This window comes from Thermus oshimai DSM 12092, from assembly GCF_000373145.1.
GTDB classification, from domain to species: domain Bacteria; phylum Deinococcota; class Deinococci; order Deinococcales; family Thermaceae; genus Thermus; species Thermus oshimai.
On sequence record NZ_KB890620.1, the window covers coordinates 136,949 to 155,859 of the forward strand.

At 68.7% G+C, this 18,911-nt stretch carries 20 protein-coding genes; 9 read left to right on the forward strand and 11 right to left on the reverse strand.

Features of this window, described 5'->3' with window-relative positions; translation table 11 throughout:
- Positions 1–20: 20 nt before the first annotated feature.
- Complete coding sequence (locus tag B043_RS0109100; protein WP_026234207.1) at positions 21–329, forward strand: DUF503 domain-containing protein; 309 nt, start codon at positions 21–23, stop codon at positions 327–329.
- 38 nt (positions 330–367) lie between these two features.
- On the opposite strand, the gene B043_RS0109105 is transcribed toward B043_RS0109100, so the two are convergent.
- Positions 368–1,558: a thiolase family protein gene (locus B043_RS0109105; protein WP_018461768.1), complete on the reverse strand. Its 1,191-nt coding sequence runs from the start codon at positions 1,556–1,558 to the stop codon at positions 368–370.
- 45 nt (positions 1,559–1,603) lie between these two features.
- Here B043_RS0109105 and fumC point away from each other — a divergent pair, with 45 nt between their 5' ends.
- Both fumC and B043_RS0109115 read left to right on the forward strand, forming a co-directional pair.
- Positions 1,604–3,004 (forward strand): class II fumarate hydratase, encoded by a 1,401-nt coding sequence (fumC, locus tag B043_RS0109110; protein ID WP_018461769.1) that lies wholly within the window; start codon positions 1,604–1,606, stop codon positions 3,002–3,004.
- A 66-nt stretch (positions 3,005–3,070) separates the two neighbouring features.
- Entirely contained in the window at positions 3,071–3,682 is a 612-nt protein-coding gene (locus tag B043_RS0109115) for a superoxide dismutase (RefSeq protein WP_016329036.1), read from the forward strand.
- 88 nt (positions 3,683–3,770) lie between these two features.
- Here the strand turns inward: B043_RS0109115 and mqnB are convergent, their stop codons facing one another.
- From mqnB to infC, 6 genes are all read right to left on the reverse strand, one after another.
- Complete coding sequence (gene mqnB / locus B043_RS0109120) at positions 3,771–4,418, reverse strand: futalosine hydrolase (RefSeq protein WP_018461770.1); 648 nt, start codon at positions 4,416–4,418, stop codon at positions 3,771–3,773.
- On the reverse strand, positions 4,418–6,079 hold the full coding sequence (locus B043_RS0109125) for a glycerol-3-phosphate acyltransferase (RefSeq protein WP_018461771.1): 1,662 nt from the start codon (positions 6,077–6,079) through the stop codon (positions 4,418–4,420). Before B043_RS0109125 ends, mqnB begins: the two co-directional genes overlap by 1 nt.
- Positions 6,076–6,537, reverse strand: a complete 462-nt coding sequence (locus tag B043_RS0109130; protein WP_016329033.1) for a COG2426 family protein — start codon at positions 6,535–6,537, stop codon at positions 6,076–6,078. Before B043_RS0109130 ends, B043_RS0109125 begins: the two co-directional genes overlap by 4 nt.
- Positions 6,538–6,582: 45 nt before the next feature.
- Positions 6,583–6,939, reverse strand: a complete 357-nt coding sequence (rplT, locus tag B043_RS0109135) for a 50S ribosomal protein L20 (RefSeq protein WP_018461772.1) — start codon at positions 6,937–6,939, stop codon at positions 6,583–6,585.
- A gap of 12 nt (positions 6,940–6,951) precedes the next feature.
- Entirely contained in the window at positions 6,952–7,149 is a 198-nt protein-coding gene (gene rpmI / locus B043_RS0109140) for a 50S ribosomal protein L35 (RefSeq protein WP_018461773.1), read from the reverse strand.
- A gap of 89 nt (positions 7,150–7,238) precedes the next feature.
- Complete coding sequence (gene infC / locus B043_RS0109145) at positions 7,239–7,754, reverse strand: translation initiation factor IF-3 (protein WP_016329030.1); 516 nt, start codon at positions 7,752–7,754, stop codon at positions 7,239–7,241.
- A gap of 92 nt (positions 7,755–7,846) precedes the next feature.
- On the opposite strand from infC, the gene B043_RS0109150 reads away from it, so the two are divergent.
- Both B043_RS0109150 and B043_RS0109155 read left to right on the forward strand, forming a co-directional pair.
- Entirely contained in the window at positions 7,847–8,608 is a 762-nt protein-coding gene (locus B043_RS0109150; RefSeq protein ID WP_018461775.1) for an enoyl-CoA hydratase/isomerase family protein, read from the forward strand.
- A 27-nt stretch (positions 8,609–8,635) separates the two neighbouring features.
- The gene (locus tag B043_RS0109155) at positions 8,636–10,282 is read left to right on the forward strand and encodes a glutamine--tRNA ligase/YqeY domain fusion protein (protein WP_018461776.1); all 1,647 of its coding nucleotides are present in this window, start codon (positions 8,636–8,638) and stop codon (positions 10,280–10,282) included.
- On the opposite strand, the gene B043_RS0109160 is transcribed toward B043_RS0109155, so the two are convergent.
- Together B043_RS0109160 and B043_RS0109165 are read right to left on the reverse strand one after the other, a co-directional pair.
- Entirely contained in the window at positions 10,279–10,701 is a 423-nt protein-coding gene (locus B043_RS0109160; RefSeq protein WP_018461777.1) for a hypothetical protein, read from the reverse strand. The two genes, B043_RS0109155 and B043_RS0109160, sit on opposite strands and share 4 nt — an antisense overlap.
- Positions 10,694–11,005 carry a DUF3234 domain-containing protein gene (locus tag B043_RS0109165; protein WP_016329026.1) on the reverse strand — a complete coding sequence of 104 codons (312 nt, stop codon included), beginning with the start codon at positions 11,003–11,005 and terminating at the stop codon, positions 10,694–10,696. Before B043_RS0109165 ends, B043_RS0109160 begins: the two co-directional genes overlap by 8 nt.
- Before the next feature lie 17 nt (positions 11,006–11,022).
- Between B043_RS0109165 and B043_RS0109170 the strand changes: the two genes are divergently transcribed.
- A complete protein-coding gene (locus B043_RS0109170; RefSeq protein ID WP_018461778.1) occupies positions 11,023–11,724 on the forward strand; it encodes a TlyA family RNA methyltransferase in 702 nt (233 codons plus the stop codon).
- On the opposite strand, the gene B043_RS0109175 is transcribed toward B043_RS0109170, so the two are convergent.
- Complete coding sequence (locus B043_RS0109175; RefSeq protein WP_026234208.1) at positions 11,711–12,706, reverse strand: aspartate-semialdehyde dehydrogenase; 996 nt, start codon at positions 12,704–12,706, stop codon at positions 11,711–11,713. The genes B043_RS0109170 and B043_RS0109175 overlap by 14 nt on opposite strands.
- Positions 12,707–12,719: 13 nt before the next feature.
- Positions 12,720–14,243 carry a glycine--tRNA ligase gene (locus B043_RS0109180; protein ID WP_018461780.1) on the reverse strand — a complete coding sequence of 508 codons (1,524 nt, stop codon included), beginning with the start codon at positions 14,241–14,243 and terminating at the stop codon, positions 12,720–12,722.
- 135 nt (positions 14,244–14,378) lie between these two features.
- On the opposite strand from B043_RS0109180, the gene B043_RS0109185 reads away from it, so the two are divergent.
- Genes B043_RS0109185 through B043_RS0109195 form a run of 3 tightly spaced genes read left to right on the forward strand, consistent with a single transcriptional unit; the run spans position 14,379 to position 18,905 of the window.
- Positions 14,379–16,592 carry an ATP-dependent Clp protease ATP-binding subunit gene (locus tag B043_RS0109185; protein ID WP_026234209.1) on the forward strand — a complete coding sequence of 738 codons (2,214 nt, stop codon included), beginning with the start codon at positions 14,379–14,381 and terminating at the stop codon, positions 16,590–16,592.
- A gap of 40 nt (positions 16,593–16,632) precedes the next feature.
- Positions 16,633–17,907 carry a DNA repair protein RadA gene (radA, locus tag B043_RS0109190; RefSeq protein ID WP_016329021.1) on the forward strand — a complete coding sequence of 425 codons (1,275 nt, stop codon included), beginning with the start codon at positions 16,633–16,635 and terminating at the stop codon, positions 17,905–17,907.
- Entirely contained in the window at positions 17,904–18,905 is a 1,002-nt protein-coding gene (locus B043_RS0109195; RefSeq protein ID WP_026234210.1) for a PIN/TRAM domain-containing protein, read from the forward strand. The genes radA and B043_RS0109195 overlap by 4 nt, the downstream gene beginning before the upstream one ends.
- Positions 18,906–18,911: the final 6 nt, after the last annotated feature.

The following is an 18,911-nucleotide window of genomic DNA, read 5'->3' on the forward strand; positions in this document are numbered from 1 at the left end:
TCTAAGGCAAAATGGGAAGCGTGAAGGCGTACCTCGGCCTCTACACCGCCCGGCTGGAAACCCCCGCCCGGAGCCTCAAGGAGAAGCGGGCCCTGGTGAAGCCGGCCCTGGAAAGGCTTAGGGCCCGCTTTCCCGTTTCCGCCGCCAGGCTTTACGGCCTGGACGCCTGGGGGTACGAGGTGGTGGGCCTGAGCGTCTTGGGGAACGACCCCGCCTGGGTGGAGGCCACCTTAAGGGAGGCCGCCCGGTTTTTGGCCCAAAACGGGGCCTTCCAGGTGGCCCTGGAGGAGTTCCGCCTCGAGGCCTTTGAGCTGGATGGCCTTCTTTAAGCACCCCCCCACCGAAGCTGGGGCTTCGGTGGGGTACTTTAAACCCGCTCCAGGGCCAAGGCGGCCGAACCCCCGGTGCCGTGGCAGATGGCGGCCAGGCCCCGCGCCTCCCCCTTCACCCTGAGGGCGTTCAGGAGGGTGACGAGGATCCGGGCCCCGCTGGCCCCGATGGGGTGGCCCAGGGCCACCGCCCCCCCGAAGACGTTGAGCCGCTCGTAGGGCACCCCCAGGAGGCGGTGGAAGAGGACGTTGTTCAGGGCGAAGGCCTCGTTGTTCTCAAAGAGGCCGAAGTCGGAGACGGCCATCCCGAGCCTATCCAGAAGCCGCTTGGCCGCGGGGATGGGGGCCTCGGGGAAGCGCCAGGGCTCCCCCGCGGCCCAGGCCCCCCCGAGGACCCGGGCCAGGGGCCTGAGGCCGTGGGCCTTCACCGCCTCCTCCGAGGCGAGAAGGAGGGCCGCGGCCCCGTCGGAGATCTGGCTGCTGTTCCCCGCGGTGAGGATCCCGTCCTTGCGGAAGGCGGGCCTCAAGGCGGAAAGGCTTTCCAGGGTGGTTTCGGGGCGGATGCCCTCGTCCTTGTCCACCACCACAGGGCCCCCTTTGCCGGGGACCTCGAGGGGGGCGATCTCCCAGGCGAGGATCCCCGCTTCCGTGGCCTCCGCCGCCCGCTTCTGCGAGAGGAAGGCCGCCTCGTCCACCTCCTGCCGGGTCACGCCGTAGGCCTGGGCCAGCCTTTCCGCCTGCTCCCCCATGGCCTCCCCGCTAAAGGGGTCGGAAAGGCCGTCCCGGAGGAGGATGTCCTGGAGCCCCTCCGGAGCCCCCAGGAGGAACTTGTACCCCCAGCGGGCGCGGTGGGAGAGGTAGAAGCCCGCCTGGCTCATGGACTCCATCCCCCCCGCCAGAACCAGGTGGGCCTCCCCGGTGCGGATGAACTGCACCCCGTTGAGGACCGCCATCATCCCCGAGGCGCAGACCATGTCCACCTGGTAGCCGTCCACCTCCTTGGGGATGCCCGCCTTTAGGGCCGCCTGGCGCACGGGAAGCTGTCCGTGCCCGGCCCTTAGGACCTGGCCGAACACGTAGAGGTCCAGCGCTTTCCCCTCCACCCCCGCCCGCTCCAAGGCCGCCCCCATGGCGTGGGCCGCCAGGTCCACGGGGCTTAGGTCCTTGAGGCTTCCGCCAAACCGGCCGATGGGCGTGCGGGCCACCGCCACGATGTACGCGTCTTTCATGCCCCCATCTTACCCGAGGGTAAAATCAAGGCCGGAGGTAAGGCTATGGAATACCGCGTGGAAAAGGACACCATGGGGGAGGTCAGGGTGCCCGCGGACCGCTACTGGGGGGCGCAGACCCAGCGCTCCTTGGAGCACTTCAAGATCGGGGCCTGGCGGTTCCGCATGCCCCTGGAGATCATCCGGGCCTATGGGCTTTTGAAAAAGGCCGCGGCCAGAGCCAACCTGGAGCTTGGGGAGCTTCCCGAGGAGATCGCCCGGGCCATCGTCCAGGCGGCGGAGGAGGTGGCCCAGGGGAGGCTGGACGACCACTTCCCCCTGGTGGTCTTCCAGACGGGCTCGGGCACCCAGACCAACATGAACGTCAACGAGGTCATCGCCAACCGGGCCTCGGAGATCCTGGGAAAGCCCTTGGGGAGCAAGTACGTCCACCCCAACGACCACGTGAACCGGGGCCAGAGCTCCAACGACACCTTCCCCACCGCCATGTACGTGGCCGTGGCCCTGGCCCTACGGGAAAGGCTTTACCCCGCGGCGAAGGCCCTCATCCAGACCCTGGAGGAAAAGGCCCGGGCCTTTGATGGGATCGTCAAGATCGGGCGCACCCACCTCATGGACGCGGTGCCCATCACCCTGGGGCAGGAGGTGGGGAGCTGGGCGGCCCAGCTCAAGAACACCCTCTCCATGGTGAAGGAGGCGGAAAAGGGCCTCCACAACCTGGCCATCGGGGGCACCGCGGTGGGCACGGGCCTCAACGCCCACCCCCGCTTCGGGGCGCTGGTGGCCCAGTACCTGGCGGAGGAAACCGGCCTCCCCTTCCGGGTAGCGGAGAACCGCTTCGCCGCCCTGGCCGCCCACGACGAGCTGGTGCAGGTGATGGGGGCCCTCCGAACCCTGGCCGGGGCCCTGATGAAGATGGGGAACGATGTGCGCTGGCTGGCCTCGGGGCCCTACGGGGGCATCGGGGAGATCTTCATCCCCGCCAACGAGCCGGGAAGCTCCATCATGCCGGGGAAGGTGAACCCCACCCAGGTGGAGGCCCTTACCATGGTGGTGGTGCGGGTCTTCGGGAACGACCTCGCGGTGGCCTTCGCCGGGAGCCAGGGGAACTTCCAGCTCAACGTCTACAAGCCGGTGATGGCGGACGCCGCCCTCGAGTCCATCAAGCTCCTCGCGGACGCCATGGAGTCCTTCAACGAGCACCTGGCCAAGGGAATTGAGCCCAACCTGGAGCGCATAGAGGAGCACCTCCAGAAAAACCCCATGCTGGCCACCGCCCTGAACAAGGCCATCGGCTACGACAAGGCGGCGGAGATCGTGAAGAAGGCCATCAAGGAGAAGAAGACCCTGAAGCAGGCGGCCCTGGAGCTCGGCTACCTCACGGAGGAGGAGTTTGACCGCTGGGTAGAGCCCCTGCGCCTGGCCAAGCCCCACGAGGGCCAGTAGGCTTTTGTGAGAGGGCCCACCCTACGCAGGGGTGGGCCCTTTATAGTGTTCCTTTGGAGGTGCAGTATGCCGTACCCGTTTAAGCTGCCTGAGCTCGGTTACCCCTACACGGCCCTCGAGCCCCACATCGACGCCCAGACCATGGAGATCCACCACCAGAAACACCACGGGGGCTACGTGAACAACCTCAACGCCGCCCTGGAAAAGTACCCCTACCTGCACGGGGTGGAGGTGGAGGTCCTCCTCCGCCACCTCGCGGCCCTCCCCCAGGACATCCAGACCGCGGTGCGCAACAACGGGGGCGGCCACCTGAACCACAGCCTCTTCTGGGAGCTCCTCACCCCCGGGGGGGCCAAGGAGCCCGTGGGCGAGCTCAAGAAGGCCATTGACGAGCAGTTTGGGGGCTTCCAGGCCCTGAAGGAAAAGCTCACCCAGGCGGCCATGGCCCGCTTCGGCTCGGGCTGGGCCTGGCTCGTCAAGGACCCCTTCGGCAAGCTCCACGTCCTCTCCACCCCCAACCAGGACAACCCCGTGATGGAGGGCTTCACCCCCATCGTGGGCATCGACGTCTGGGAGCACGCCTACTACCTCAAGTACCAAAACCGCCGGGCGGACTACCTCCAGGCGGTCTGGAACGTGATCAACTGGGACAAGGCCGAGGCCTTCTACCGGAAGTAGAGCCACCCCCGCCCCCGGGCGGGGGCTTTTTTGGCGCCTCGGCACCCTTTCTGGGGCCCCCGCCCAAGCGTTCGCCTCGGCGGGGCAGTCAGAGGAGGGCTAAGACCGCTTCCCTTAGGGCGGAAACCGCCTCCCCAAGCCGCCAGGCCCCCCGGTCCCGCACCCCCGCGGGGTTGGAGACCGCCCGGAGCTCCGCCCCCGGCACCCCTAAAGCTAGGCAGGCCCGGGCGAAGGCCGCCCCCTCCATGTTCTCCAGGTGGGCGTTCCAGCGGGCAGCCCGCCTCTTCGCCTCTTCCAGGCTTTCCGAAGGGCGGTCTTGGGTGAGGCCCACCCGTAAGGGAAGGCCCAAAAGGGCGGCCAGGGCTTCCGTAAGGGCAGGGTCCAGGGGAAAGCGGTTGTAAAGGGGCTCCCCCTCCACCGCCATGGCCGGGAAGCCCAAGGGCTCAAGGCCCTCCTCCAAACCCAGGTCGGCCTCCACCTCCTCCGCCACCAAGGCGGCCTCCCCCAGGCCAAGGCCGGCCTCCGGGTAGGCCCCCGCCACCCCGAAGAGGAGGGCCCTTTCCACGGGGTGCCTCGAGGCCCAGTGCGCGAGGGCCAGGGCGGCGTTCACCTTCCCCACCCCCGTTTCCAGGAAGACGAAGCCCTTCCCCTTGAGCCCCATCCGGCCCAGAAAGGGGAAGGGCTCCCCTTTAAGGAAGGGGGCCTCGAGGCGGGTGGGGGCGAGGAGGAGCCACACTACTCCACCACCCTAAACCCCAGGGCCTCCGCCCGCTCCACGAAGAACTGGATGTTCTCGGAGAGCACCTCGCCCCCCAGGCTCTTCCGCTCAAAGGCCCCTTCCGCCGCCAGGATCATGGTCTCCGCCAGGCAGGCGGGGACCTGGTCGGGGGCCCCGAAGTGGAGGTCCAAGGTGGCCCGGGCCGCCCCAGGCAGGCGCACCACCCCCCCGGGGATGACCCGCACCCCGGGAACCTCCCTAACCCTCGGGTGGACGTCGGGGGGCACGCCCTCGTCGTAGATCCAGGCCCCGGGCTTCACGTGCTCGGGGAAGATCACGGGGTTCGGGTCGCTGGTGGCGGTGAAGACCAGGTCGGCCTCCTTGATGGCCCCGACCTCCGTGGTGGCCACCATCTCCGGGGCTTCCCCCTTGCGCTCCAGGTTCTTCCTCAAGGCCTCCGCCGCCCGCTGAAGCCTCTCCAAGTCCCTTCCCACCAGGATGAGCTTCCCCACGTAGGGGGCGATCTGCCGGGCGATGCCGAAGGCCACCACCCCATTCGCCCCCACCACCGCGGCCACCGTCCCCTTGAGGTCCCGCCCCCCTTGGGCAAAGTGGGCCAGGATGGCGGGGATGGCGGCCTTCACCGTGCCCGCGGTGTAGGCCCCCCCGTTGGTGACCTGGATGTCCGGCACCGCCTCCTGCACCCTTTTCCCCTTCTCCCCCACCACGCTCCAGAAGGCCCCGAGGCCCACCACCGTGGCCCCAAGCTCCCTGGCGAGCCGCGCCCCCTGGATGGCCCGCTTCACCGCCAGCTCGGGCTTCCCCTTGATCTGGTGGGGCAGGAGGGGGGCGGAGATGAGGTGGCAGAGGATCTCCCGCCCGTCCGCCGTCTTTACCCCCCGCACCTCCCCCACCTTCATGGGCCGGAAGCGCTCCGCCAGGCGCTCCATCCACTCAGGCCTAAGGAGGCCCCACCGGACCAGGGGGCGGAGCCAGCGGAAGCGGGGGCTTTGCCAAAAGTCCTCCACCGTGAGGGGGTGGATGAGGAAGGCGCAGACCGCCTGCCGCTCGGAGGGGAGGGGAAGGGGGGAGCCGAGCTTGGGCTCCGTGCCCTCCAGGATCCGCCCCAGGTTCTCCTTGTAGCGCCAAAGGGCGAGGAGGAAAAGGGCCCCGCCCAAGCCCCGGGCGAGAGGGGAAAAGGGCCCGAAGAGGAGGACCAGGAAAAGCCCCAAGGGGAGGCCTAGGCTCCCCAAGGAGGCGTAGCCCGTGAGGGCGTAGAGAGCGAGGCCCAGGGCCACGGGGATGAGGCCAAGCTCCGGGCTTAGGGGTAGGCCGGCAAGAACCCCCAGGAGGACCCCGGCCCCCTTGGCCCTAAGCGGCCAGGGGTCGCGGAAGAAGAGGGGGTAGAGGTGGCCCAGATAGACCGCCACCCCGAGGGCCAAGGCCCCCTCGAGGCCCACCCCCAAGGCCCGGGGGAGGAGGAGGGGCAGGTACCCCTTCAGGAAGTCCAGGAGGAAGGTGAGGAGAAGGAGGCCAAAGCCCAAGCGCTTCAGGGCGTTTTCCAGCCCCAGGGTGTAGGGGCTTGCTGTGCGCAGCTCCACCCCGCGCCTATGGGCCAGCCAGTACCCCAGGGGAAGGGCCCCCACCAGATAGGCCAAGGGGAGGAGGAAGGCCGTCATCGCAGGTAGTTTAGCCCGGCCACCGCCCCCCCGGTAAGGAGGAGGACCAAGACCCCCGCGGCCACCACCCCCAGGGAGATGGCGAGGAGGGCATACCGGCGCCTAAGCCCCAGGACCACCGCCAGCACCGCCCCGCTCCAGGCCCCGGTGCCGGGCAGGGGCACAGCCACGAAGAGGAAGAGGCCGAAAGCCCCGAGCCGCTGGACCTGCTCCTCCCCCTTCAGGCGCACCCGGGCCTCCAGGGCCTCCCAAAGCCGGGCCAGGGCGGGCACGCGGACCACAACCCCCACCGCGTAGGGCAGGAGGAAGAGGGCCAAGGGGGCCACCAGGAGGTTGCCGAGGAGGGCCAGGAAAAAGGCCTCCCACAGGCTAAACCCCAAGGCCACCCCCAAGGGGATGGCCCCCCTGAGCTCCACCAGGGGCAGGGCGGCCACCGCCAGGACGTAAAGGGCCTTCATGGGAAAGCCCTCCCCACCTACGGGTGGGGAGGGAAGGGGAAAGGGCTAGGCCTGGGCGGCCTTGGCCTTGGCCACCAGCTCGGCGAAGGCCTGGGGCTCCCGCACCGCCAGGTCGGCCAGCACCTTCCGGTCCAGCTCCACCCCCGCCTTCTTCAGGCCGTGGATGAAGGTGGAGTAGTTCAGGCCGTGCTGGCGGCAGGCGGCGTTGATGCGCACGATCCAGAGCCTGCGAAAGTCCCGCTTTTTCCGCTTGCGGTCGCGGTAGGCGTAGTTCCCGGCGGCGAAGAGGGTCTCCCGCGCCTTGCGGAAGCTCTTGGAGCGCAGGCCCCAGTAGCCCTTGGCCAGCTTGAGGATCTTCTTGTGCTTTCTGCGGCGGACAACCCCGGTCTTAGCGCGCGGCATCCTTCACCTCCCTCACTCGTAAGGCAGGAGGAGCCGGATCCGCTCCGCCTCCGCCTCGGCCAGGACGAACTTCCGCCCCTTCTGGCGGATCTCGCTGCCGGACTTGTGCCAGTTCAGGTGGCGCTTCCCGGTCTTCATGGCCACCACCTTGCCCGAAGCGGTCACCTTTACCCGCTTCTTGGCGCCCTTGTGGGTCTTCACCTTCGGCATGGTTCCTCCCGTGGCCTTCGGAGCGCCCCCAAAAGGGGGTCTTGGGAGCTCCAAGGCCACCCCACTATAGCAGAAGGAGGGAAGCGGGTCTAGGCGGAAACCTTGGCCGGGGCCAGGAGCATGTTCATGTCCCGGCCCAGAAGCTCGGGCTTCATCTCCACCACGGCCAGGCCCTTAAGGTCCTCCGCCACCCGCTCCAGGAGGCGCTGGCCCAGCTCCGGGTGGGACACCTCCCGCCCCCGGAACATGATGGTCACCTTAACCTTGTGGCCCTCCTCCAGGAAGCGCTTGATATGGCCCAGCTTGGTCTGATAATCGTGGTTGTCTATCTTGACCCGGAACTTGATGGACTTGACCTCCGTGCGCTTGGCCTTCTTCCGGGCCTCCTTCTCGGCCACCTGCTGCTCGTAGCGCCACTTGGAGTAGTCCATGATCCGGGCCACCGGGGGGTCGGCGGTGGGGCCCACCAGGACCAGGTCCAGGTCCTGCTCCCGGGCCAGGCGCAGGGCCTCCCGGGTGTCCATGATGCCGAGCTGCTGGCCGTCCGGGCCGATGACCCGGACCTGTTTGGCGCGGATGCGTTCGTTGGTCAGGTACTCCTTTATCTACACCACCTCCTAGCCCGCCCAAGGCGCTTCCTTAGGTTTGCGGGCTAAGGGCAGTGTAGCAGGGGAAACCCCTCCGGTACAATGGGGCCATGGTCCAGGTGGAAGAAGGGCGCGTGGCCAAGGTCTTTCTGAACGATCCGGACCGCAGGAACCCCCTCTCCCCTCCCCTGGTGGAGGGGCTTCTGGAGGCCCTGGAGGCCCTGGAGGGGGACCAGGGGGTGCGGGCCGTGGTCCTGGGGGCGAGAGGGCCCGCCTTCAGCGCGGGGGCCGACCTGGCCTTTTTGGAGCGGGTGACGGAGATGGGGGCCGAGGAGAACTACGCCCACTCCCTCTCCCTCCTCCGCCTCTTCCACCGGGTCTACACCTACCCCAAGCCCACGGTGGCCGCGGTGCAGGGCCCCGCGGTGGCGGGGGGGGCGGGGCTGGCCCTGGCCTGCGACCTGGTGGTCATGGAGGAGGGGGCGAGGATCGGGTTCACGGAGGTCAAGATCGGCTTCGTGGCCGCCCTGGTCTCCGTCCTCCTGGTGCGGGCCGTGGGGGAGAAGGTGGCCAAGGACCTCCTCCTCACGGGGAGGCTCCTCGAGACGGAAGAGGCCAAGGCCTTGGGGCTTGCGAACCGGGTGGCCCCCCAGGGGCGGGGCCTGGAGGAGGCGGTGGCGTTGGCCGAGGGCGTGGCGGAGAACGCCCCCACCTCCTTGCGCCTCACCAAGGAGCTCCTTTCCGCCCTCCCGGGGATGGGCCTCGAGGAGGGCTTCCGCCTGGCCGCCTTGGCCAACGCCTGGGTGCGGGAGACGGGGGACCTGAAGGAGGGCATAAGGGCCTTCTTTGAGAAGCGGAAACCCCAGTTTTAAGCCCACCCCTCCTGTAGACTTTTCCCTATGGGCGTCGCCCCCGAGAGCTTCATCACCGAGATCGTGGAAAAAGACCTCCGGGAAGGCCGGTACGAGGCCCTTCGCACCCGCTTCCCCCCGGAGCCCAACGGCTACCTGCACATCGGCCACGCCCGGAGCATCGTCTTAAACTTCGGCCTGGCCCTGGACTTCGGCGGGGAGTGCAACCTCCGCTTTGACGACACCAACCCTGAGACGGAAAAGGAGGAGTACGCCCGGGCCATCGAGGAGGACGTGCGCTGGCTGGGCTTCACCCCCACCAGGGTCCTTTACGCCTCGGACTACTTTGACCAGATGTACGAGTGCGCCCTCACCCTCATTCGCGAAGGGAAGGCCTACGTGGACGACCTTTCCGAGGAGGAGATGAGCGCGCTCAGGGCTGAGGGGAAACCGAGCCCCTACCGGGAGCGGAGCGTGGAGGAAAACCTGGATCTATTCCAGCGCATGGCCCAGGGGGAGTTCCCCACCGGAAGCCGGGTCCTGCGGGCCAAGATCGACCCCGCCCACCCCAACTTCAAGCTGCGGGACCCCGTGCTCTACCGCATCGTCCACGCCCCCCACTACCACGCGGGGGACCGCTGGGTGATTTACCCCATGTACGACTTCGCCCACCCCCTGGAGGACTTCATTGAGGGGATCACCCACTCCCTCTGCACCCTGGAGTTTGAGAACAACCGGGCGATCTACGACTGGGTGATTGAAAACCTGAAGGGGAAGTGCGGCCTCCCCGAGGCCCCGAGGCCCTACCAGTACGAGTTCGCCCGCCTGGACCTCACCTACACCGTCCTCTCCAAACGGAAGCTCATCAAGCTGGTGGAGGGGGGGTACGTCTCGGGTTGGGACGACCCCCGCCTCCCCACCCTCCGGGCCCTGAGGCGCCGGGGGGTGCGGCCCGAGGCCATCCGGACCTTTATTCACAAAACCGGCGTTTCCCGCCACGAGGCCCGGGTGGAGATGGAGCTTTTGGAAGAGGTCATCCGGGACGACCTGAACCCCCTCGCCCCGAGGGTCCTTGGGGTGCTGGACCCCCTGGAGGTGGTCCTCACCAACTACGAGGGGGAGGAATGGATTGAAGCCCCCTACTGGCCCCGGGACATCCCCAAGGAGGGAAGCCGCCTTCTGCCCTTCTCGGACCGGATCTACATTGAGCAAAGCGACTTCAGCCTGGACCCCCCGAAGGGCTGGAAACGCTTCGCCCCGGGGCAGCGGGTGCGCCTGCGCCACGCCTACGTGATGGAGCTTGAGGAGGTGGTGGAGGAAGGCGGGGAGGTAAAGCTCCTCAAAGCCCGCATCCTCCCCGAGACCCTGGGCCAGAACCCGGCGGACGGGGTGAGGCCCAAGGGGGTGATCCACTGGGTCTCCGCCCGGCACGCCCTGCCCGCGGAGTTCCGCCTATATAACCGCCTCTTCCTCAGGGAGGACCCCGAGGAGGGGGGGGACTTTCTCAAGAATCTGAACCCGAAGGCCCTCGAGGTCAAGCGGGGCTACGTTGAGCCCAGCGTGGCCAAGGACCCCAAGGACACCCGCTACCAGCTGGAGAGGCTCGGCTACTTCTGGCAGGACCCCGTGGACTCGAGGCCGGACCGCCTGGTCTTCAACCGCATCGTGCCCCTGAAGGAGGGGTACAGGACCTAAAGTCCCAGGCTCACCCCCAGGGCCGCCCCCAGGCCAAACCCCTGGCCCGGGGTTAGGTAGTAGACGGGGTGGAGCTCCACGTAAACCCCCAGGAAGGGCAGGGGCAGGTTGAGCCAGGTGCCCAGGACCCCCCGCACGCCCCCCTGCCCCGCCCCTTCCCGGGGAAGGCTTAAGGCCGGCCCCGTGCCGTAGAAGACCCCCACCCCGCCGTAGAGGTCGGTGAGGGGGGCCTTTAGGAGGAGGTCCACCCCGCCCCCTAGGGCCTCCGGGCCCACCCCCCCGTAGGCCCGCCCCTCCAGGAGGAGCAGAAGGGGAAAGCGCACCCCACCCTGAAGCCCAAAGGGGCTTCCTAGACCCACCTCCACCCGCTGGGCCAAGGCCATGCCCAAGAGGACCAAAAGCACCAACCCCTTACGCATTTTGAACCTCCTTCAAGAGATCCCCCACCTCCACCACCCGGGCCCGGTGGGCCCCGGGCCGGTAGTCCACCAAGACCGCCTCCACCCCAAGAAGCCCCAAGGCCCTCAGGAAGGCCTCCTTCAGGGCCCGGCTCCCCAAGGGGCTCACCCGCATGCCGAGGTGGGGGTGGTGGGCCAGGAAGCCTTGGGCCAGGGCCTCCTCAGTCCACACCCCGGAAAGCCTCCGCCCCAGGGCCTCCACCACCAGGTGCTCCCCCGGCTCCCCCTCCAAGACGTACCACACCCCGGAAAGATCCGGCTCCACGGGGCCATAATACCCTTGTGCGCCTGGACCGGTACCTGGTGGAACAGGGCCTGGCAGAAAGCCGGGAGAAGGCCAAGGCCCTCATCCAGAAGGGCCTGGTGCGGGTGGGGGGAAAGGTGGTGACCAAGCCCGCCCACCCCGTGACCGGGGAAGTGGAGCTCCTGGAGGAGGAGCGCTACGTGGGCCGGGGGGCCTACAAGCTCCTGGGGGCCCTTTCGGCCTTCCCCCTGGAGGTGGCGGGCAAGGTGGCGGCGGACCTGGGGGCGGGCACCGGGGGCTTCACCCAGGTCCTCCTGGAAAGGGGGGCGGGGCGGGTCTACGCGGTGGACGTGGGCCACGGCCAGCTCCACCCCAGGCTCCGGGAGGACCCCCGGGTGGTGAGCCTGGAGGGGGTGGACGCCCGGGAAGCGGCCCTCCCCGGACCCGTGGACCTCGCGGTGGCCGACCTCTCCTTCATCTCCTCCACCCTGGTCCTCCCCGCCCTGAAAGGGCTCCTGAAGCCTGGGGGCGAGGCCCTCCTTCTCGTCAAGCCCCAGTTTGAGCTCTGGCCCGGGGCCCACAAGGGGGTGGTGCGGGACGAGGCCCTGAGGCGGGAGGCCCTAAGGCGGGTGAGGGCCAAGGCGGAGGAGCTGGGCTTTACCGTTTTGGGGGAAACGGAAAGCCCCTTGCCGGGCAAGGAGGGGAACCGGGAGTACTGGCTTTGGCTTAGGGCCCCTTAAGCCACTCCTCGGCGATCTGGACCGCGTTGAGGGCCGCCCCCTTAAGGAGCTGGTCCCCCACCACGAAGAAGTCCAGGCCGTTCTCAAAGGCCAGGCTCTTCCGGATGCGGCCCACCTCCACGTCCCACTTGCCGCTGGCCGTGAGGGGCATGGGGTAGCGCTTGTTCCCGGGCTCGTCCACCACCTCCACCCCCGGGGCCCCCCTCAGGACCTCCCGGGCGGCCTCCGGGGTCACGGGGTGGGCGAACTCCACGCTCACCGCCTCCGCGTGGGCCCTCAGGGTGGGGACCCGCACCGCGGTGGCGCTGATGCGGATGGAGCTATCCCCAAAGATCTTGTGGGTCTCCCACACCACCTTCATCTCCTCCCGGGTGTACCCGTTTTCCTGGAAAGCGTCTATGTGGGGGATGACGTTGAAGGGAAGGGGATGAGCGAAGGCCTCGGCCCTGGGAGCCTCCCCGTGGAGGAAACGGTGGGTTTCCGTAAGGAGCTCCTCCATGGCCCTGGCCCCCGCCCCCGAGGCCGCCTGGTAGGTGGCCACGACGACCCGCTGGGCGCGGAAGGCCTTATGGAGGGGCCAGAGGGCCATAGCCAGGATGGCGGTGGTGCAGTTGGGGTTGGCGATGAGGCCCTTGTGGCGGAAGATGGCCTCCCGGTTCACCTCGGGCACCACCAGGGGCACCTCGGGCTCGTAGCGGAAGGCGCTGGAGTTGTCTATGACCAAGGCCCCCCCCTCCACCCAGCGGGGGGCGTAGGCCTTGGAGAGGCTTCCCCCCGCGCTGGCCAGGACCAGGTCCACGGGGAGAGGCCCCTCGGGCAAAGCCTCCACCGGGATCTCCTCCCCCATGAAGGGGAGCTTCACCCCCGCGGAGCGGGGGGAGGCGTAGAGCCGGAGTTCGGAAAGGGGGAAGCGGCGGGCCTCCAAGACCTTCAGGATCTCCCGGCCCACCGCCCCCGTGGCGCCCACCACCGCGACCCTCATGGGGCCCATGGTATCACCAGCGGAGCTTTTCCCGCAAAAACCCCTCCAGCTCGTCCACATGGAGCCTGATCTGCTCCATGGTGTCCCGGTCCCGCACGGTGACGGTGTCCTTGAGCTTGGTGGTGCCGTCCTTGCTCTGGCCGATGGTGTCGTAGTCCACGGTGATGGCGAAGGGGGTGCCTACCTCGTCGTGGCGGCGGTAGGCCTTGCCGATGTTGCCCGTGTCCTCGTAGAGGATGCGGCCGAGGCCCAGGGCCTGGAGGCGGGCCTTGAGGCGCTTGGCGTAGTCCGTGATCTCGGGGCGGTTCTTGGCCAGGGGGATGACCGCGGCCTTGATGGGGGCAAGCTGGGGCTTGAGCCTGAGGACGATGCGCTCTTCCCCACTCGGAAGCTCCTCGCGGGTGAAGGCCTCCGAGAGGAGGGCCAAGACCCCCCTATCCACCCCCGCGGAGGGCTCAATCACGTAGGGGACGAACCAGCGGCCTGTCTCGGGGTCGCGGTAGGCCAGGCGCTGGGTGGAGTGCTCGTTCCTGAGGACCCGGGCCGTGATCCCAAGCTCCTCCTGGTCCTTGGTGTGGCTCCCCAGGTCAAAGTCCGTGCGGTTGGCGATGCCCTCCAGCTCCTCGAGGCCGTGGGGGAAGCGGTAGAGGATGTCCACCGTGGCCTTGGCGTAGTGGGCGAGCTCCTCCTTGGGCTGCTCATAGGGGACCAGGTTCTCCCGGGAAAGGCCCATCTCCTGCCACCATTTGAGCCGTTCTTCCACCCAGTAGCGGTGCCAGTACTCGTCCTCCCCGGGGCGGACGAAGTACTCGATCTCCATCTGCTCAAACTCCCGCACCCGGAAGATGAAGTTCCTGGGGGTGATCTCGTTGCGGAAGGCCTTGCCGATCTGGGCGATGCCGAAGGGAAGCTTGCGGCTGGTGGCGTCCAGGACGTTTTTGAAGTTGATGAAGATGCCCTGGGCGGTCTCGGGGCGGAGGTAGGCCAAGGCGGCCTCCTCCTCCACCGGCCCCACGTAGGTCTTGAACATCATGTTGAAGTAGCGGGGCGGGGTCCAGTCCCCGGGCTCGCCCGTAGCCGGGTCCACCACCCCCGCCGCGGTCATGGCCCCCCCAGCCCGCTCCGGGGCGGCCATCATGGCCTGCACCAGGGCGTGGAGGCCCGCCTCCCCCTCCACCTCCATGGCCCGGTAGAGCCGGGCCAGGACCTCGGGCTTCTGGTCTTTTAGGAGGTGGTCCAGGCGGTAGCGCTTCTTGGTGATGCGGTTGTCCACCATGGGGTCGGCGAAGGTGGCCTCGTGGCCCGAGTAGTGGAGGACCAGGCGGTGGGTGAGGATGCTGGCGTCCAGGCCCTCCATGTCGTCCCGCTCGTAGACGTTCCTTCGCCACCAGGCCTGCTTGAGGTTGTTCTTGAGCTCCACCCCCAAGGGGCCGTAGTCGTAGGTGCCCTGAAGGCCCCCGTAGATCTCCGAACCCTGGAAGATAAACCCACGCCGCTTGCAAAGCGCCACCAGTTCGTCAAGGGTGCTGGCCGGCATTTTCCCTCCCTAAGGGGCCCTAAGCCCCGATTAGGGGGCATGATACCCGAAAACCTGCCTCCAGGCCCAAGGTAACCCCGGGCGCAAACGGCCCGCCCGGGGGCCTTTAGGCTAGAATGTGGGTAGAGGGGGATGATGAACAGGTACGACGACCGCGCCAGGCTGGTCTTTCACTACGCAAGGGAGGAGGGGAGCCGTCTAGGCCACTCCATGATCGGCCCGGAGCACCTCCTCTTGGGCCTGATGCGCGAGGGGGGGACCGCGGCCCGCATCCTCCAGGAGTACGGGGCGAGCCTCGAGGCCATGCGCCGCATGGTGGAGGAGCTGGTGGGCCGGGGCGAGGGGAGCCGTACGGGAGAACCCCCGGCCATCACCCCCCGGGCCCGGCGGGTCATGGAGCTGGCCAGCGCCGAGGCCCGCAACATGGGGGCCCAGGTCATCGGCACGGAGCACATCCTCCTCGGCATCATCCGCGAGGGGGACGGCATCGCCTACCGCATCCTCACCCACTTCGCCAAGGACATTGACGCCATCCGCTGGCGGGTGCTGGCCATGGCGGAAGGCCGGGAGCGGGAAAAGCCCGTGAACACCCCCTTCCTGGACGAGTACGGCCGCGACCTCACCAAGGAGGCCCGGGAAGGGAAGCTGGACCCGGTCATCGGGCGCCAGGAGGAGATCAACCGGGTCATCCAGATCCTGGCCCGGCGCACCAAGAACAACCCCGTGCTCATCGGCGACCCCGGGGTGGGCAAGACGGCCATCGTGGAAGGCCTGGCCCAGGCCATCGTGGAGGGCCGGGTCCCCCCCATCCTGCGGGGGGCCCGGGTGGTGGCCATCGACCTGGCGGGGGTGGTGGCCGGGACCAAGTACCGGGGGGAGTTTGAGGAGCGCCTGCGGCAGATCATAGAGGAGCTGAAAAACGCCAAGGTCATCGCCTTCATCGACGAGCTCCACACCCTCATCGGGGCCGGGGGGGCGGAGGGGACGCTGGACGCGGCCAACATCATGAAGCCCGCCCTGGCCCGGGGGGAGATCCAGGTCATCGGGGCCACCACCACCGGGGAGTACCACCGCTACATTGAAAAGGACGCGGCCCTGGAGCGGCGCTTCCAGCCGGTGATCGTGCTGGAGCCCTCCCCGGAGGAGACCCTGGAGATCCTAAAAGGCCTCCGCCCCCGCTACGAGGCCCACCACGGGGTGGTCATCCCCGACGAGGTGCTGGAGCTTTCGGTGAAGATCGGCATCCGCTCCCTTCCTGGGCGCAACTTCCCGGACAAGGCCATCGACCTCATCGACGAGGCGGCGAGCCGGGTGCGCCTCAACGCCTCCTTAGGCCTGCCCGTGGCCGAGGAGGAGGACGGCACCCCCGTGGTCACCCGGGAGGACCTCGAGGCGGTGGTGGACTCCTGGGGCGGGATCTACGCGGACGACCGCGACCTGGAGAAGCTGGCCCACTTGGAGGAGGAGCTCAGGAAGCGGGTGGTGGGCCAGGAGGAGGCCATCCGGGCCCTGGCCAACGCCCTGAGGCGGGCCCAGGTGGGCCTTGGGGGCCGGACCCGCGTGGCCGCCAGCTTCCTCTTCGTGGGCCAAAGCGGGGTGGGGAAAACCCAGCTGGCCAAGGCCCTGGCGGAGGTGCTCTTCGGCTCGGAACGGGCCCTCATCCGCTTTGACATGTCCGAGTTCCAGGAGCCCCACTCCATCTCCAAGCTCATCGGCGCACCCCCGGGCTACGTGGGGTACGAGCAGGGGGGCCGGCTCACGGAGGCCGTGCGCCGCCAGCCCTTCAGCGTGGTCCTCCTGGACGAGATTGAGAAGGCCCACCCCGACATCTACAACACCTTCCTGCAGGTCCTGGACGAGGGGCGCCTCACGGACGGGATGGGCCGCACCGTGGACTTCCGCCGGGTGATCCTCATCATGACCTCCAACACCGGCTACAACGTGGGCCCCGCGGTGGGCTTCACCTCCCGGGAGGTGGACACCGAGTCCCCCCTGAAGGCCCTCTTCACCCCCGAGTTCCTGGACCGGCTGGACGAGGTCATCCGCTTCCGGGCCCTTACGGAAGAGGAGCTGGTGCAGGTGGCCGGGCTCATGCTGGAGGAGATTCGGAAGGAGCTCAAGGCCCGGGACATCGAGGTCACCTTCGCCCCCGAGGTGGCCCGCTTCGTGGTGGAGCAGGCCCCCAAGACGGGGAGCGCCCGCGCGGTGCGGGGGGTGATCCGGGAGCGCATCGAGGACCCCCTGGCCCTGGCCCTCCTCAAGAAGCCGGAGGGGCGCCTCCACGTGACGGTGGAGGACGGGCACCTGGCCTTCCACGAGGTGGAGGGGGAGGAGCTGAGCCTCGTATGAGGCCCCAGCCCGGCGCACGCCGGGCTGGGGACCCCAGGAGATGGCCAAGAGCGCCTACCGCTGCGTGGAGTGCGGCTACCGCACCCCCAAGCCTTTGGGCCGCTGCCCGGGGTGCGGGGCCTGGGGGAGTTTTCAGGAAGTCCAGGAGGCCCCGAAACCGGGCCCCAAAGCCCCCTCCCCCGCCCCGGCCCTCCTCCGGCTTGCGGAGGTGGGGGAGGGGGAAGAGGGCCGGTTCTCCTCGGGGCTAGGGGAGGTGGACCGGGTCCTAGGGGGGGGCCTGGTGCCCGGGGAGGTGGTCCTCCTCGGGGGGGAGCCCGGGGTGGGCAAGAGCACCCTCCTCCTGGAGATGGCGAAGCGCCTAGAAAAGCGGGTCTACTACCTGGCGGGGGAGGAGTCCCCGGCCCAGATCCGCCTACGGGCCCGGCGGCTTGGGCTAAGGGACCTCCTCCTCCTCAAGGAAACCCGCCTCGAGCCCCTTCTCGCCTTCCTGGAGGAGAACCCCCCCGAGGTCCTCTTCGTGGACTCCATCCAGACCCTCGAGGCCGGTGGGGCGCCGGGAAGCCTGGTTTCGGTGCGGGAAGCCACCACCGCCCTGGTGCGCTTCGCCAAGGCCACCGGCACGGCCACCCTCTTGGTGGGCCACGTGACCAAGGAGGGGGTGGTGGCGGGGCCCAAGGCGGTGGAGCACGCGGTGGACGCCACCCTTTACCTGGAAACCGCCGGGGTCTACCGGGTCCTAAGGAGCGCCAAGAACCGCTTCGGCCCCGTGGGGGAGCTAGGGGTCTTCCGCATGGAGGAAAGCGGGCTTCTGGAGGTGAAAAACCCCTCGGAGGCCTTCCTTTTGGAAAGGCCCACGGGGGTTCCGGGGAGCGCCATCGCCCTGGCCCTGGCCGGGGAACGGGCCCTGGCCCTGGAGGTCCAGGCCCTGGCCGCCAAGACCCCCTTCCCCGCGCCTAGGCGGGTGGTGCAGGGGCTGGACGGGCGCCGGGTGGACATGGTGCTTGCGGTGCTGGAACGGCGGCTCGGCCTTCCCCTTTCCGGGCTGGACCTCTACGTGAACCTGGCCGGGGGGCTTAGGGTGCTGGATCCGGGCCTGGACCTCCCCGTGGCCCTGGCGGTGTATTCTGCCGTGGTGGGCCGCCCCCTCCCCCAGGACCTGGCCGCCCTCGGGGAGGTGGGCCTGGCCGCGGAGGTCAGGAGCGTGGTGGGGCTGGAGCGAAGGCTTAAGGAGGGGGAGCGGGCGGGGTTTAGCCGCTTCCTCCACCCTGGGAACGTGCGCAGGCTGGAGGAGGCGGTGGAGGCCGCCCTGGGATGATGGGGCGTCTCCTCTTCTACCTCCTCTTCGCCTACCTGGGCTTCCGGCTTTCGGTGGGCCTCGAGGCCTTGGGCCTCCTCCCCCAAAGCGCGGGCCTCCTCTCCCTAAACCGGCTTTACCTCACCCTGGCGGGCCTCCTCAGCGGCCTCCTCCTCGCCCCCAGGCTGGAGGCCCTCCTCCACCCCCTTCGTGAGCGGCTTAAGAATCTCCCCCCCGAGGTTCCCGTGGCCCTCACCCTGGGGGCCACCCTGGGCCTCCTCCTCGCCGTCCTCCTCACCACCCTCCTGGCCCAGGTGCCGGGGTTTTCCCCCTACCACAGCCTCCTCCTGGCCCTTCTCCTGGTGGGGCTTTTCGCCTATCTGGCCCTGGGCTACCGGGACTACCTGCGCCTGCCCCAAAGGCCCAAGGGCCCTGGGGGGAAGGTCTTGGACACCAGCGTCCTGGTGGACGGCCGCTTGGCGGAGGTGGCGGAGGTGGGCTTCCTGGAGGGCCCCCTCTACGTGCCCCACTTCGTCCTGAAGGAGCTCCAGCACTTCGCGGATAGCCCCGATGCCTTAAAGCGGGCCAAGGGCCGGCGGGGCCTGGAGACCCTGGAACGGCTTAAGGCCCTGGTGGGGCTCGCCGTCTTGGAGGAAACCCCCCAGGGGGAGAGCGTGGACGAAAAGCTCCTTTTTCTAGCCCGGAAGCTTGGGGCCGCCTTGGTGACCAACGACCTGGCCCTCCTGCAGATGGCCCGCATCTACGGGGTGAAGGCCCTCTCCGTCCAGGCCCTGGCCCAGGCCCTAAGGCCCAGGCTCCAGGTGGGGGACACCCTGAGGCTCTTCATCCTGAAAGAGGGCAAGGAGCCCCACCAGGGGGTGGGCTACCTGGAGGACGGCTCCATGGTGGTGGTGGACGACGGCATCGCCTACCGGGGGCAGGAGATCGAGGTGACCATCACCCAGGCCATCCAGACCCAGGTGGGCCGCCTCTTCTTCGCCCGCCCCGTGGAGCGCTGAGCGTCC